Origin of the sequence: Streptomyces halobius (assembly GCF_023277745.1) — a bacterium.
Taxonomy (GTDB): Bacteria; Actinomycetota; Actinomycetes; order Streptomycetales; family Streptomycetaceae; genus Streptomyces; species Streptomyces halobius.
The window spans coordinates 4299794-4312449 of sequence record NZ_CP086322.1; the positions used below are offsets into that span (position 1 = coordinate 4299794).

Here is a 12656-nt window from a genome sequence, read left to right on the forward strand (position 1 = left end):
GTCCAGAAGTCGGGTGTGTGGTCGGGCCGTGCCTGGGCCTGACAACGATCAAGAACCTAGCACGGTTTTGTATCGCGACCTATTTAGGAGGTGCTCAGTCGACGATGGCCAGCTCGTCGTCGTCATATGGGAGGGCCTTCAGTGCGCCGTCCCACCGGACCATGTTGAGATCTGCGCCAGTGATCGGGTCGGTGGCATGGCTGACCACCTGTCCGAACAGGCGGAGCTTGCCCGCGGGGACGGGCTTGGCGGGGGTAACGGGGGTGCGCTTCTCAAGGCTCACGCCAGTGTCTCCTTGCTGGTCAGCGGGCAGTTACGGGGGTGAAGGCGTCGAGGCCGCAGCCCCATTGGGACGTGATGGGCTCGTTGAAGGCGCAGCCTCCGCCCGTGCTTTCGAAGTCGGTGGCGCGCCAGTCCTCCGGGCCGCCGGCCGTGGCGCGTTCGAAGTGCTGGATGCTGCCGTCGGGCAGCGTGACGGCCAGGCGGGTAATGCCGGGCGGTGCTGCGGCAGGTGTGACGCGCATGCCCGTGGTGAGGGCCTGCCGGGCGAGGGAGTCTCCAAGATCCACGATCAATCTCCTATCAGTTGTGACCTATCTCGGGTTAGCAGAGCGAGCCGTACCCGTCGCAGGTTGCACAGGTCTCGCCCGTGCCGGGCTGGGTGCCGTCGGTGCAGTGCGGGCAAGGGAGGCTGCGGCCGATGCCGTGGCAGCGGTCGCATTCCCGCTCTCGTTCGTACGGTCCGTGGAAGTAAGTCACCGCGCCCACCCCTTCGCACTCGTCGCACTCGGGGGCGGTGATGCCGAGCGTCTCGTAGGCGTCGATGACGGTCGGAGTGGTGAGCATGATGCTCCTTCTCGGTCGTTGGCCGGAACTGCCCGCCCCGCTGGCCCGTATCTAAATTCTACTCTTATTTAGGGGGGTGTCCAGCTCCCCGATGTGCCCTCGGGCACGGTAACGGCAGGTCAGGCGCGGTCGGTTGGGACCGAGAACAAGCTCTCCTGCACCGGATCAAGCCGGTGCGCGGGGCCCTCGGCTTCAATGCGTGCGAGGTGCTCGGCCACGCTCCAGCTCAGCCACTGCCATTCCGGAAGCAGCGGCCAAGGGCACAGCCCCACCCTCTCGACGAAGGTGGTGACCCCGGCCGCACGGGCGGCACTCACGCTGCTCGTGCGTTCCAGGATCAGCAGATGCGGCTTGACCCGGTGCATCGTGGTGTCGTCCAGCCACACCTCGCAGTGCGGGCTGCCGAGGCGGGTGAGCATCGCCAGGCGGTGCATGTCTCCCCACGCCGGGTGAAGGCCACCAGGCTTCACCCACAGCCAGGTTCCCGGACGGATATCGCCGGGCCCGCGAGGGACGTGAGCGTACGGCGGACGCTGCCGTCGCTTGCGCCGCGGCGGCGCGGGCCGCTCGGGCGGGTAGTGCGGATGCGCCTGGTGGTACTGGTGCAGCTCCTCGGCGAGCGCGGCCATCAGGTCGGCATGGCTGTGGCAGGTGGGGCCGCAGTGCCAATGGCGCGGACCGTCCCTCTCCCAGTACGTCGGGGAACCGCACTGGCAGGTGCCCGGCGTGAGGTACGCGCTGGCCGTTTCGCACGGCCAGGCGCCGGCACAGGAGCGGCATGTCCAGGGTGTCGTAACTGAGTTGGGCAGATGCGTGTCCGGCAGGAAGAACGGGCGCGGCGGGGTGTAGGTCGCCACGACGTCAGCCCTCGGTGTGCGAGAGGAGAGCGGCGGCCGCACCGTAGATCTGCTCTGGTGTCCACGTTGATCCGCTGAACGACAGCCGTGCCAGGGTCTCTCGGCCCGCCATCAAAGTGACGCTGCAGGCACCCCAGTTCGCCCCAAGCACCAAGTGGCGGCCACGGCCGGTGTCGCTCGGAAGGCTGAGCTGCCACGAGTGCAGCGACAGGACACCGTCATTCGCCTTCTCGGGGGTGTGGTGCCCGATCACGTTCAGCAACCTTCCGTCGCTGTGGAGGCATTGGCCGTAACAGGTGAGCAGGGCAGCCCTGGTCTGGTCTACGAAGAACGCATGCCGGGTGAACGTCCCGTGGACCTTGGTCCGGACCTCGACGTGCGGCGGGGCCGCGTGCGCGGTGCGGTGAAGCCAGAAGCCCTCACCGATCTCGTCGCGGTACCGTCGGCCGAGCTCCCAGTCCTCCAGGCGCTGGATCCGCCGCCAGGTCCATTTCTGCCCGTTGCTGCGGTAGTCCGGATCATCGGGCTGGTCGGTCACCCAGAGCGTGGTGACTGGCGTGGCGTTGAACATCGCGCCCTGGCTGATGGTGGTCTCGATGCGCACCAGTACCCGCGGGCTGTTGAAGGTGACCTGCTCGGTGGAGGTCTCCAGTTCGGCGAGGACCGGGCAGGTGCCGCAGTCTCCCTCTTGCCGGATGCAGTCCCCGAAGCCGCCCCACCGGGCGCGCCGGGTGTCGTAGCTCTCGAACAGGGTTGGGTACGACTTCGGCATCAGCGCGCACTGCGCGCCGCCCGCCCAAATGTGGGCGTTCAAGGTGAGGCGGTTGAAGCCCTTTCCGTCGGCTGGACGTGTCGGGGACGGCCCGGGCAGGTAGATCGGCATGGAAAGTCCTTACGGTGCAGGAGATGTGAGACTCAGCGGCCGGTCTGCTCTGCGCCGGGATGGAAGATGGCGAGAGCGACGAGGGCGCGGCCGGGCCGGGTGTGGGGGCGCTCCTCGAAGAGCCGCCCCACGATGAAGTCCCGCTCCAGACGTCGTTCCAGCTGGACGAGCCATCCTGCGGCCACGGATCCGGCACTGAGCTCGGCCATGTGGGCGTGGTAGGCGGGGACCTTCACGCCGCGCCACGTCAGGGTCACGGCGGGCAGGCCGTCGACCACGGTGGGCTGGGCATGCCAGCCTGGGCGGTCCTTGTCCGGCGCGTGTGACCAGATGCGCTGTTGGTGCAGGGCGGTACGGACATCGCTGATCAGGGTTTCGATGGTGTTGCTCACGGTGGTTCCTCCGAGAAGGCGTGGTGTTTCAGAAGAGTTCGTCTTGGCCGTCGACATCGGCCGGCGCGAGAGGACGCCCGGGGCGAGGCCGCGGGCCGGGAGTCGGCTCGCCGAACAGGGCCTCGGTGCCGAACCGGTCGGGCAGGGCCGGGATCCGTGCGGGGCCTGCGGGTACCGGCAGTTGGTTGGGGGCCGTGTCGTCGAAGTCGGCTCGGCCCATTCCCGTCCAGTCCTTGCCGGCCTCGGCACTCACTGAGTCGACTCGGTGGCCGGGGCCGACGGCGTGTCCGGCTGCCTCGTTCCGCTGGCTTCGAGGACCGCGTCCGCCCAGTCGAGGATGAGGGCGGTACCGGCCCGGCCTGCGGCCTCTCCCGGCCGGTGGCCTTCCTCGAGGGCCTTCAAGTAGCGGGCCGCGGTGACGTCCAGGGCGTTGGAGGACGTGAAGGCGTTCATGAGGCGGTCGATGTCCACGCCGTGCATGTGGTTGAGGGCCTTGGCGGCGAAGGCGACGATCATGCCGACGTCCTTGCCGAGCTGCTCGGCCTGGGCTGGGGTGAGGGGCGCGGTGTAGCGCATGACGGAGCTGTCTCCTGGGGGTGTGGCGAAGAGAAGGAAGGGCCGGTCGGTGCGTCCGGCCCTCTGTGGATCGGGTGCGCGGGCGGGATTCGCCCGCGCACCCGGCGACTGCGGCTGTCAGACCGCGACGGGCTCGCGCTCCGCGTTGTCCGACTGCTCGACGTTGCTGTCCGCCTCGGCCTCCGGGTTGACCGTGACCAGCGACCTGGCCTCGGCGTGCGCCTTGGCCTGCTTGAGCTGGAAGCGCGCCTTGGTCAGCGACTCGGCAACCCGGTCGAGCTGCTCCAGGCGTGCCCCGACCTGACCGTCGAGCATCTCGGCGAGCTTCATCGGCTCGGTGCGGGCGATCTCGTCGAGCAGCCCACGGACCTGCTCGATCTTGTCGAGCGTCGTGCGGGTCTTCTTCTGCGCGACGGTGCGTTCGGTGCGCTGCTCCTCCGTCATCTCCTCGACGATCATCAGCACGGCCTGGTCCTGCTGCTGCTTCATCGCGTAGGCGAAGTGCACGATCTCGTTGTCCGAGGCGAACTCGCCGCGCACGAACTTGCTCAGGACTGAACCCTGGTTGGCGAGGTTGAGCGAGGCTATCTGCACGGCCGCCTGCGTGCCGATCTTCCCGTCCTGCACAAGCTCTTGGACCTCGATGCGCAGATCGAGGAGGGCGAGGCGCAGCTTGACGTAGGTGGTGGTCTTGGAGAAGTCGGCGGCCACGGACTCGATGGTCGCGCCCTCTTCCTCGTCGAGGATGCGCTGGTAGCCGTGTGCCTCCTCAAACGGCGTCATGTCCTCGCGGGTGACGTTCTCCGACATCGACCGCTTGAACCGCTGGATCTCGCTCTTCTCCGAAGTGATCGTCGCGCGGATCTTGGTGCGGCCGAGGATCTGGTGGGCGCGCCAGCGGCGCTCCCCGGCGACGATCTCGTATCCGCCCTTGTCGTTGTCGGGGCGGACCTCGATGGCCTGCATGAGGCCGTACTTGTCGATGGATGTGGCGAGTTCGTTCAGCGCGTCCTGGTCGAAGTGCTCGCGCGGCTGGCGCGGGTTGCGGTGGACCTGGGACATCTTGAGGACGCGCTGCACTGTGGGCTCCAAGAGGTAGTTGGTGAGTTCCCTTGCCCTCACCTTGTATCTAAATTCTACTCTTCATTAGGGGGGTGTCCACTCCCGAACAACCCCCGTGAAGTGACCTCGACCACGCCCGATAGAGGGCTCTGAAATGCGGAAACACCTGTGGGCGCCGGGTTGCTCCCAGCGCCCACAAGTCAGTTAGTCATTCACGGCGCAAGCGGGTGGCCGCCCCCGTCCGCCCGCTCGCGCCACCGCTGGACTTCGGCGGGCGCGCCCGCCGGTACGGCTGTGCCGCAGTCGCTCCGGATGGGGCACACGGAACAGACCCGCACCGCGTCCTCGGCCGTGATCAGCGCCCCGTCGTCCCCTGTCTCCAGCGGCTGCATCGCACACAGCCCACTGCTCCAAAGAATCGGCCTCGCCGCCTGGTTCGGTTCGCGGTGAAGACCGCTGAGTGTGCGGATGATTCCCACGCCGTCTGTGTGGTCGGTGCCCGTCCCTTTCGGACTGGGCAGTTTCGCGAGCGCCATGATGCGCTGCGCATCAATCACTTCCGCCCCTTCGTGACGTCAGGACCGGTCCCGTGTCCGGCCCTGCGCAATGGCGGCTGCCCGTATGCGGCGCAGCCGCCGGCCCCAGGGTCCGGCCCCCGCCAGCCGCATCGGACGGCTGTACTTCCGGGCGCCTGGGGCCGTGGGCTCAGTGCCCCATGCCCACTCCGCCGTCGACGGGCAGCACCGCGCCGGTGATGTACGACGCCTCGTCACTGGCGAGGAAACGGACGGCGGCCGCGATGTCCTCGGGCCGTGCGGCAGTGCCGAGGGGGATCTGCGCCAGGAGTGCCTTCGTGCGCTCTTCCGTGAGGACCGCGGTCATGTCGGTGGCGGTGAGGCCCGGTGCGACGACGTTGGAGGTGATGCCGCGGGAGCCGAGCTCGCGGGCCAGGGAGCGGGAGAAGCCGATCAGTCCGGCCTTGGCGGCCGCGTAGTTGGACTGGCCTGCCTCGCCGAGCATGGCGACGGCGGAGGAGATGAAGATCAGGCGGCCGGAGCGGGCGCGCAGCATGCCGCGGCTGGCTCGCTTGGCGACCCGGTAGGCGGCGGTGAGGTTGGTGTTGATGACGTCGGCGAAGTCCTCCTCCGACATGCGCAGCAGCAGGGCGTCGCGGGTGATGCCCGCGTTCGCCACCAGGACCTCGACCGGGCCGTGCTCTTCCTCGATCCGCTTGTACGCCAGTTCGACCTGCTCAGGGTCGGTGATGTCGCACTGAACCGCGAGGAACCCGGCTGGAGGCTCCCCCGAGCGGTAGGTGATCGCGACCCTGTCCCCGGCCTCTGCCATGGCCTTGGCTATCTCGAAACCGATGCCTCGGTTGCCACCGGTGATGAAGACGCTGCGGCTCATAGGGGGTGTCACCTCTCGGGACTCGTCGGTGCAAGGCCGCCCGTGGCAAGGCGGGTTGCGCCGAGCCGCGAAGGCGGTTCGTCTGGAACATCCCGTTAGGGATCCGTTAAGACCCCATTACTTTGCACTGGTCGGTCAGTTATTTCGGCCACGTCGCCATGGCTCGAAAGCGGCCGCAACCGCGACTTGCGCCACACGCTGACACTCCACCCCCCAACTTGACCCAACGTGTCCGTATATGGGCATCTTTCATGTGAGGTGGGCAACGGGGGGCGAAGTTCGCGATCTATCACGAAGGCATTAAGGTCCCCTAAGTCTTTCCTATACGTTTACTTACTAAAGATGGAGTAATGCGCGGATGTCAGCAGCTCTGCCACCGATTGGCCGTTTCCTGAAGGCGTGGCGCGCCCAGCGCGACCCCAACCAGGTGCCGGGCTTCACCGCCCGGTTCGGCCCCAGGACCAAGCCCGGGATCAAACAGGTGGAGTTGGCCCAGCTCACCGGGGTCTCCACTACCTGGGTGCGTGAGCTGGAGCACGGCCGGGCTAAGAACCCGTCGGTGGAGTGGCTGCAGCGCATCGTTCGAATACTTGACCTCGACCCCGCCCAGCGCCACACGCTGTTCGTCTACGCCACCGGCCAGGAGCCTCCGCTGCTGTACCGTCCGGACGCTTCGAACCTGGACCCGTCGACCGCAGCTCTCATCCGGGTCCAGCCCTGGCCGGCATACATCTCGGACTTCGCCTGGGACGTGCTCCTCTACAACGAGGCGAGCGAACGCGACTGGCCGTGGATGAAGCACGGCATCAACATCATGATCTGGGCCCTGGCCTTCCCCGAAGCCCGCCTACAGCTCATCAACTGGGAAGAGGACTGGGCCAAGCCGATGGCCTCCCAGCTGCGACTGCGCGCAGACGCGCACCCGGACAACCGGCGCCTGGCCGAAGTCATCGCCCAGATCAAGGAGCGCGACAAGGTGGCGCGCAGAATCCTCGAAGAAGACCTGACGTCCGTCACCCACCCCGACGGCGACCGGCGCTGGCTGTACCTGCCCGGCCACGGCGACGAGGAGTTCGAAGTCGTCTTCCGCGCCTACGCCCCGCTCAGCGACTACAGCCAGCGGTTCATGTGCGTCGTTCCCGCGGCCGAGGCTCACACCCTGGCGAGCTGATGCGGCCCCCCGATCTCAGGTCGGGAACTCCCCGCACCACTCCCGGTTGAGCAGGTACTTCGGCAGGTACGGCGACGCGGTGTCGATGGGGAAGTCCCAGTCGTGGGCGAGACACGCCATCGCGAGGGGGCCCAGGGCCACGCGGCCGCGCGGATCGTTCGTCGAGCCGTTCCAGTAGCGGTCGTGGTGGGCGAGCGCCTCGGTGAAGGCTTCGGCGAAGGCGGCGTGGTCGTTGGTGATGAGCCGGTGGCAGAGGGCGACGGGCTGGTAGTCGACCAGGTCCAGGAAGTCCTTCGGGGTGCGGGTCGCCACGTGCGGGTGGGACGTCTCCATGGTGGCAAGCAGCTTGGGGACGATGTCATCCATGGGCTGGCGCAGCCAGTGGCTTTGCAGGGTGTCGATCCAGTGGAAGACGTAGTCGTCCTGATTGCTCGCCCGGCGCAGGTCGTCCAGCGGAACCTGGCTCAGGCGCGTCAGCCGGTCGGTCTCGCGGCAGACGAGGGCGAGCCAGAAAGCGTCGAGCCAGGCGCGGGCGTCGGCGTACGGCGCGGGGCCGGTGGCGGGCAGGGCCAGCATGCGGTCACCGACCCGGCACTCCACGATGCCCTCCCGGGCGAGGGTGGTGGCGAACATTGCGGAGCCGACCTGCATGGCGGTGACCCAGCTCTCCCAGGTCTCCAGCATCGCGGCGTCGGGGTCGTCCGCGCAGCGGGCGTGGGCAACCGTCAGGGCCGCCGCAAAGGCGTCGCCGAGGCTGCCCGGATCCTGTTCCAGCCGCTCGGTGAACTCGCCTACCACACACGCCAGTTGCTCAACATCGGCCGCCGAGCTTCCGACGGCGGTCTCCTGCTCCCCGCGCAGTGTCTTCATCATCTCCAGCAGCTCCTGCGGCGGCTGCACGGACAAGGAGCGGTTCTCGTGGTCGAAGACCGTGAGGCAGACCAGGCGTGACTGGTGCCACCAGTACAGCCTGGGGGTGAGCGAGCCGGGGCCGTCCTCGTAGGCGCCGAGGGCGTAGGTGCCCAGCTCGTTGACCGCGTCCGCCAGGGTGCCGTCCACGATCGGATGGAACGCCAGCAGGTGCCGGGTCGGAACCGCGACGAGCGCCCCGGCCTCCGGCAGCTCCCGGCCGGTGACGACCTGGGCCAGTTCGGGCAGCATGAGCGCCTTGCTCGCGATGAAGTGGGACGCGCCGCTGACTGAGTGCAGCAGCGCGCCCGACGGCCCGCGCACCTCCACGTGCTCCACCGGTTCGCCCAGCAGGTTCGCCCGGCCCGCCGCCCACAGCTCATCGAGGCCGGCGCGGGCCACGTCGGCGTCGTTCAGGAGCCGTATGGAGGTGGGCGTGTCCAGCGCCAGGGCCGCGACGAGGTCCTCGGCCACCGGCCGGGCGTAACGGAAATGGCCGGCGGCGTCCGCGGGGAAGGCGTCGGCCGGCAGGAGGCGCAGATACGTCTGCCGCAGCAGCTCTGCCGCACCCTCATCGCCCTGGGATGCACTCTCCAGTCGGGCGAAGTGCTCGGCGACCAGCTCCGGCCAGTGCCGCTCCGCCACGGTGCGGCACCGCTGCGCCAGCGCCGTCAGCGGGCTGAGGCGCCCGCCACGCTCGACGGCCCCTCCCCCGATCGTCGGGCGAGTGCCGTCCCGGGCTAGGAAGTAGTCGGCCGCCAGATTTCGCAGGCGTTCGGCCTGCGGCACGGTGAGCATGGGCAAGTGGGCGTCGGGTGCGTGGTGTTGGGTCACCCGGCAACTCTATTAGGCCCGGTCAGCTACCCCGCGTGCAGCATCAGACCTATCCCGACCACCAATAGCCCCACGGCGGCGATCCGGGGCGCGCCGAAGCGTTCCTTGAAGAAGGGCGCCTCCTCAACGTCTGTGAGTAGCGCAACGCGTAAGTGATCACGGCCTGAACAGGGTGGACCCAACGGTCCACCGCGGCCGACCGCCCCGGGCGGTTCCGGGGGGCTTGGGGGCTCTTCACAGCTTCTGAGCCCCAGGAAGGCCAGCCCGCACCCCTGCGACCTCTGGGCCAGGGCGAGTCGTCCATGCCGAACCATGCGCTGACCGCAGGGTGGGGTCCAACCTGGTCCGGGAGCCCCCGTCTGCCGGTGCCTTCAGCGTCGGGCGGCCGACGCTGAAGGAGAGATGGACGGCTTGCGCCAGTCGATCTCAATCCGCTCGCTCGGATCGCGGTGCTTGCCGCGGCCGACTGCCAGCACTCGTACCTTGACGATCTCCACACAGACCAGGGCGCGCTGCGAGGAGCGTGGCGCTGAATTCCACCACTCCACGAGGTTCGTGACGCCCTCGACCGGGAGATCCGCCATCTGCTCCAGGAACCGCAGCCGATTGCGCGACTGGCGCAGGTCGCCCTTCGTGGCCTTCTCCGCGGCGGCGTACGCGGCTTCCACGAGCACGTCGCGCATGTTGCGCAGCTCCTCGAACCGCTTCTCGGCTCCGGCGATGTGCTCCTTGAGGCGCTCCGCTTCCGCCTGGATGTCAGCCAGCAGCCGCGCCAGGTGCTCCTGAGCGCCCGGGCGCAGAAGCTCAGCAAGCACCTCCTCGGTCACCGAGTCTTCGAGCCGGTCGGCATTCATCCGGACTCGTCCACACGAAGGCTGCCTGGCGCGTGGCGGCGGGCAACGGTAGGACGGGTCGGCGTCGCCGGTCACCCGCGTCCCCACCATCGCGTGCTTGCAACTGCCGCACTCCGCCACACCATCGGTCAGCAGGTACTCGAACGCCTCCCGCGCTTCGGGCTGTTGGCTCCGCTGCTCCGCGAACAGCGCCAGCACGCGCCGGTATTCATCCGGCGTCAGGACTGTCGCGCCGAAGTCTTCGATCGGATTGCCGTCGCTGTCCAGACCGGCCATGCGCGGGTGGCTGAGCACCCGGGTCAGCACCTCGGGAACCCACTCATTCCCGAACGTGGTGCGATAGCCCTCGCGGTTCATCCAGCGGCATGTCTCTGCCTTGTTCTGCCCAGCGAACAGTCGCGACGTGGCCTTCCGTAGGGCCCCGGCCTCCTCAGGGTGCAGCACCCCGCGGCTTTGGTAGCCCGACAGCCGTGCCATGAGTCTCCGTCCGATCGGGAGCGTGATCGCCTGCCCATTAGCGATCACTTACCTCCGTAATAGGTCACGATATCTGGACTGCATGGTCGGCATGACTTTGAGGGTGCGCAGGTAGCAGGCGGAAAGGCGTTTATGCACGTCACAAGGCCAACCCGAAGCCGACGTGTGGCGCACATCACTGCAACCGTCGAGATGTAAACAACCTCAAGCAATAATGCGCACCACGCATCCCTGACCCGCGCAAAAGGGCCCGACCAGCCACCCTCGAGGGACAGCGAGCCGAGCCCATAGGGCGCAACGCATCACCTCACGCAGGCACTCCCAACGCCTCCCACAGGCTCAACGTCGCAACCTTCTGGGTCTCGCCCACCGGGATCGTCTTCGCCGGGAACTTCTCCGCCTTGATCAGCGCATACGCCTTGTCGGTGCCGATCCCGAACGCACGCGCAGCCGTCGCCACGCTCACCGCAGCAGGCAGCGACCGCAGCTCCTCAATCGACATCCCGCCCCGCGCACGGGCCGGCACGCCAGAGGTAGTCACAGATGAGGTCATAGGTGGTCACATCCCTCTTCCCCGCGCCACCTGACCGGAAGCATACGACGGCCAAGGAAGCGTCTCCTTCGCTACAGCAAGATCAGGACACGTACGGATGATCCAGCCCAAACCAGGGGGCCCAGCGTGTTCGACGGCAGCATCTACCGGCGATGCAAGTGCACCGAGCCGAAGCTCGACGACCAAGGCCAACCTGTCCTCGACGCGAGAGGCAAACCCAAGGTCCGCGAACTCGGCTCTGCATGCCCGCAGTTGAAGAAGCGCGACCACGGCTCTTGGTACTACTACCTCAACCTCCCCGACGGCCCCGGAGGAGAGCGGCGGCGCCCCCGCAAAGGAGGCCACAGCACCTCCAAGAAGGCCAAGGAGGAAGCGCAAAAGATCTGGGACGAGGCGCACGACGGCATCGACGTCGACTCCAAGGAGACCGTCGCCGCCTACCTCAACCGCTGGATGGACAAGCGCGTCGACCTCAAGCGCGGCACCCGCGACGACTACCGCGACTACATCGACCGCATCTTCATACCCGCCCTCGGCCACCTCACCATGCGCGAACTCCGAGAGCGCCACATCCAGGAGATGTTCAAGAAGGTCTGGGCGTTCAACAAGGTCAAGGAAACCAACCGCCTTGCCGCTCAGCAGGCCAAAGCCGAATGCGACGACGCCTACCGGGCATGGAAGCAGGCTCCCAAGCCCCGGCCCCAGCACTTCCGGCAGCGGTGGGACGCAGCCAAAGCTGCCCTCAAGGAAGCTCGCACCAAGCCCCGCCGGGACACCGGCCCTGGCACACAGAAGAAGTACAAGAACACCCTCGCCGCAGCCCTCGACGACGCGGTCACCGAGAAGCTGATCACCGAGAACTGGGCGAAGAACGTCACCCTCCCCAAGTACGAGCGCCCCGAAGCCCTCGTCTGGACAGACGAACGCGTCGCCCGCTGGAAGCTCACCGGCGAGAAGCCCAGCCCCGTCATGGTGTGGACCCCCGAACAGACCGGCGAGTTCCTCGACGCCGCAGTCGACCACCCCATGTACGTCATGTGGCACCTCATGGTGTTCCGCGCGCCCCGCCGCGGTGAAGCATCAGGCCTGCCCTGGACCGAAGTCGACATGACCCGGGGCGTAGCCAAGATCGTCGAGCAACTGGTCACCGGCTCTGCCTACGAGGTGTGGGAGGACACCCCCAAGAGCCGCGCAGGCAAACGCAGCCTCACCCTCGACTCCGCGACTTTCGCCCTCCTGACCGCCTGGCGCGAAGTGCAGAAAGCCCAACGCGCCGAGTGGGAAGAGAAGCACCGCGACAACCCCGACAAGTACGGCCCTTACATCGACTCCGGCAAGGTCTTCACCCAGGCCGACGGAAGCCCGTGGCACCCCGACAACGTCTCCCAGGCCTTCGAGCGGTTCATCAAGCGCCTCGGCCTGCCTCCCATCCGGCTTCACGACCTGCGGCACTGCGCCGCGTCCCTCAGCCTCGCTGCCGGCCTGTCCATGAAGGCCATCCAGGCCCTGCTCGGCCACAGCAGCTACCAGCTCACCGCCGACACGTACACCTCACTGATGCCGCAGTTCGAGCAGGCGGCAGCCAACGCCCCAGTCGGGCTCGTGCCGCGCCGCAGCACCGCCGAGCAGCCCGCCGACCCGGAGACGCCGGCTGTCGCCGCAGAGGAGGAACCAGCTGCGCCCACAGAGGTCAGAGAGCTTGACCAGAGCGCCGGAGACGGCCGCCATCTCTACGTTGTTTTGCCCTCTGTCCCCCTTGATGACGGCGCCGACGCCGCCTGACGGGCTGTCCCCCGTTTGTCCCCCGGGCCATGAAAAAGCCCCCTCGGAGA

The 12656-nt window shown here is 67.8% G+C and carries 16 protein-coding genes and 2 pseudogenes; 2 read left to right on the plus strand and 16 right to left on the minus strand.

From position 1 onward, the window contains the following. Nucleotides 1–94 precede the first annotated feature (94 nt). From K9S39_RS19545 to K9S39_RS19595, 11 genes are all read right to left on the minus strand, one after another. Nucleotides 95–283: a hypothetical protein gene (locus K9S39_RS19545; RefSeq protein WP_248864658.1), complete on the minus strand. Its 189-nt coding sequence runs from the start codon at nt 281–283 to the stop codon at nt 95–97. A gap of 19 nt (nt 284–302) precedes the next feature. Then, nucleotides 303–569 carry a hypothetical protein gene (locus K9S39_RS19550; RefSeq protein ID WP_248864659.1) on the minus strand — a complete coding sequence of 89 codons (267 nt, stop codon included), beginning with the start codon at nt 567–569 and terminating at the stop codon, nt 303–305. Nucleotides 570–603: 34 nt separating this feature from the next. Beyond that, nucleotides 604–846: a hypothetical protein gene (locus tag K9S39_RS19555; RefSeq protein WP_248864660.1), complete on the minus strand. Its 243-nt coding sequence runs from the start codon at nt 844–846 to the stop codon at nt 604–606. A gap of 119 nt (nt 847–965) precedes the next feature. Beyond that, a complete protein-coding gene (locus K9S39_RS19560) occupies nt 966–1475 on the minus strand; it encodes a hypothetical protein (protein ID WP_248864661.1) in 510 nt (169 codons plus the stop codon). 232 nt (nt 1476–1707) lie between these two features. Continuing rightward, a complete protein-coding gene (locus K9S39_RS19565; protein WP_248864662.1) occupies nt 1708–2586 on the minus strand; it encodes a hypothetical protein in 879 nt (292 codons plus the stop codon). A 32-nt stretch (nt 2587–2618) separates the two neighbouring features. After that, nucleotides 2619–2978 carry a hypothetical protein gene (locus tag K9S39_RS19570; RefSeq protein WP_248864663.1) on the minus strand — a complete coding sequence of 120 codons (360 nt, stop codon included), beginning with the start codon at nt 2976–2978 and terminating at the stop codon, nt 2619–2621. A gap of 28 nt (nt 2979–3006) precedes the next feature. Continuing rightward, a complete protein-coding gene (locus K9S39_RS19575) occupies nt 3007–3231 on the minus strand; it encodes a hypothetical protein (RefSeq protein ID WP_248864664.1) in 225 nt (74 codons plus the stop codon). Beyond that, the gene (locus tag K9S39_RS19580; protein ID WP_248864665.1) at nt 3228–3554 is read right to left on the minus strand and encodes a hypothetical protein; all 327 of its coding nucleotides are present in this window, start codon (nt 3552–3554) and stop codon (nt 3228–3230) included. Before K9S39_RS19580 ends, K9S39_RS19575 begins: the two co-directional genes overlap by 4 nt. A gap of 117 nt (nt 3555–3671) precedes the next feature. Next, nucleotides 3672–4676: a ParB/RepB/Spo0J family partition protein gene (locus tag K9S39_RS19585; RefSeq protein ID WP_248864666.1), complete on the minus strand. Its 1005-nt coding sequence runs from the start codon at nt 4674–4676 to the stop codon at nt 3672–3674. 152 nt (nt 4677–4828) lie between these two features. After that, nucleotides 4829–5008: a hypothetical protein gene (locus K9S39_RS19590; protein WP_248864667.1), complete on the minus strand. Its 180-nt coding sequence runs from the start codon at nt 5006–5008 to the stop codon at nt 4829–4831. A 313-nt stretch (nt 5009–5321) separates the two neighbouring features. Next, nucleotides 5322–6026, minus strand: coding sequence for a beta-ketoacyl-ACP reductase (locus K9S39_RS19595; protein WP_248864668.1), 705 nt, complete (start codon nt 6024–6026; stop codon nt 5322–5324). Nucleotides 6027–6384: 358 nt separating this feature from the next. Here K9S39_RS19595 and K9S39_RS19600 point away from each other — a divergent pair, with 358 nt between their 5' ends. Next, a complete protein-coding gene (locus K9S39_RS19600) occupies nt 6385–7197 on the plus strand; it encodes a helix-turn-helix domain-containing protein (RefSeq protein WP_248864669.1) in 813 nt (270 codons plus the stop codon). Between the two features lie 15 nt (nt 7198–7212). On the opposite strand, the gene K9S39_RS19605 is transcribed toward K9S39_RS19600, so the two are convergent. The 5 genes and pseudogenes from K9S39_RS19605 to K9S39_RS19620 all read right to left on the minus strand — a co-directional run bounded on the left by K9S39_RS19605 (nt 7213) and on the right by K9S39_RS19620 (nt 10812). Continuing rightward, the gene (locus tag K9S39_RS19605; RefSeq protein ID WP_248864670.1) at nt 7213–8940 is read right to left on the minus strand and encodes an immunity 49 family protein; all 1728 of its coding nucleotides are present in this window, start codon (nt 8938–8940) and stop codon (nt 7213–7215) included. Nucleotides 8941–8966: 26 nt separating this feature from the next. After that, nucleotides 8967–9059: pseudogene (locus K9S39_RS19610) on the minus strand (EamA family transporter); the annotation flags it as partial. Nucleotides 9060–9311: 252 nt separating this feature from the next. Further along, a complete protein-coding gene (locus K9S39_RS19615; RefSeq protein WP_248864671.1) occupies nt 9312–10070 on the minus strand; it encodes a zinc ribbon domain-containing protein in 759 nt (252 codons plus the stop codon). A 3-nt stretch (nt 10071–10073) separates the two neighbouring features. Further along, a pseudogene (locus K9S39_RS43010) lies at nt 10074–10271 on the minus strand (recombinase family protein); the annotation flags it as partial. A 307-nt stretch (nt 10272–10578) separates the two neighbouring features. After that, the gene (locus K9S39_RS19620; RefSeq protein WP_248864672.1) at nt 10579–10812 is read right to left on the minus strand and encodes a DNA-binding protein; all 234 of its coding nucleotides are present in this window, start codon (nt 10810–10812) and stop codon (nt 10579–10581) included. 138 nt (nt 10813–10950) lie between these two features. Here K9S39_RS19620 and K9S39_RS19625 point away from each other — a divergent pair, with 138 nt between their 5' ends. Then, nucleotides 10951–12606: a tyrosine-type recombinase/integrase gene (locus K9S39_RS19625; RefSeq protein WP_248864673.1), complete on the plus strand. Its 1656-nt coding sequence runs from the start codon at nt 10951–10953 to the stop codon at nt 12604–12606. The last annotated feature ends 50 nt before the right edge of the window (nt 12607–12656 follow it).

What these genes read in the sequence shown, in the direction of transcription:
- K9S39_RS19555 (WP_248864660.1), bottom strand. Translation starts at nt 846, where the DNA reads ATGCTCACCACTCCGACCGTCATCGACGCCTACGAGACGCTCGGCATC.
- K9S39_RS19560 (WP_248864661.1), bottom strand. Translation starts at nt 1,475, where the DNA reads ATGGCCGCGCTCGCCGAGGAGCTGCACCAGTACCACCAGGCGCATCCG.
- K9S39_RS19565 (WP_248864662.1), bottom strand. Translation starts at nt 2,586, where the DNA reads ATGCCGATCTACCTGCCCGGGCCGTCCCCGACACGTCCAGCCGACGGA.
- K9S39_RS19580 (WP_248864665.1), bottom strand. Translation starts at nt 3,554, where the DNA reads ATGCGCTACACCGCGCCCCTCACCCCAGCCCAGGCCGAGCAGCTCGGC.
- K9S39_RS19590 (WP_248864667.1), bottom strand. Translation starts at nt 5,008, where the DNA reads ATGCAGCCGCTGGAGACAGGGGACGACGGGGCGCTGATCACGGCCGAG.
- K9S39_RS19595 (WP_248864668.1), bottom strand. Translation starts at nt 6,026, where the DNA reads ATGAGCCGCAGCGTCTTCATCACCGGTGGCAACCGAGGCATCGGTTTC.
- K9S39_RS19600 (WP_248864669.1), top strand. Translation starts at nt 6,385, where the DNA reads ATGTCAGCAGCTCTGCCACCGATTGGCCGTTTCCTGAAGGCGTGGCGC.
- K9S39_RS19615 (WP_248864671.1), bottom strand. Translation starts at nt 10,070, where the DNA reads ATGGCCGGTCTGGACAGCGACGGCAATCCGATCGAAGACTTCGGCGCG.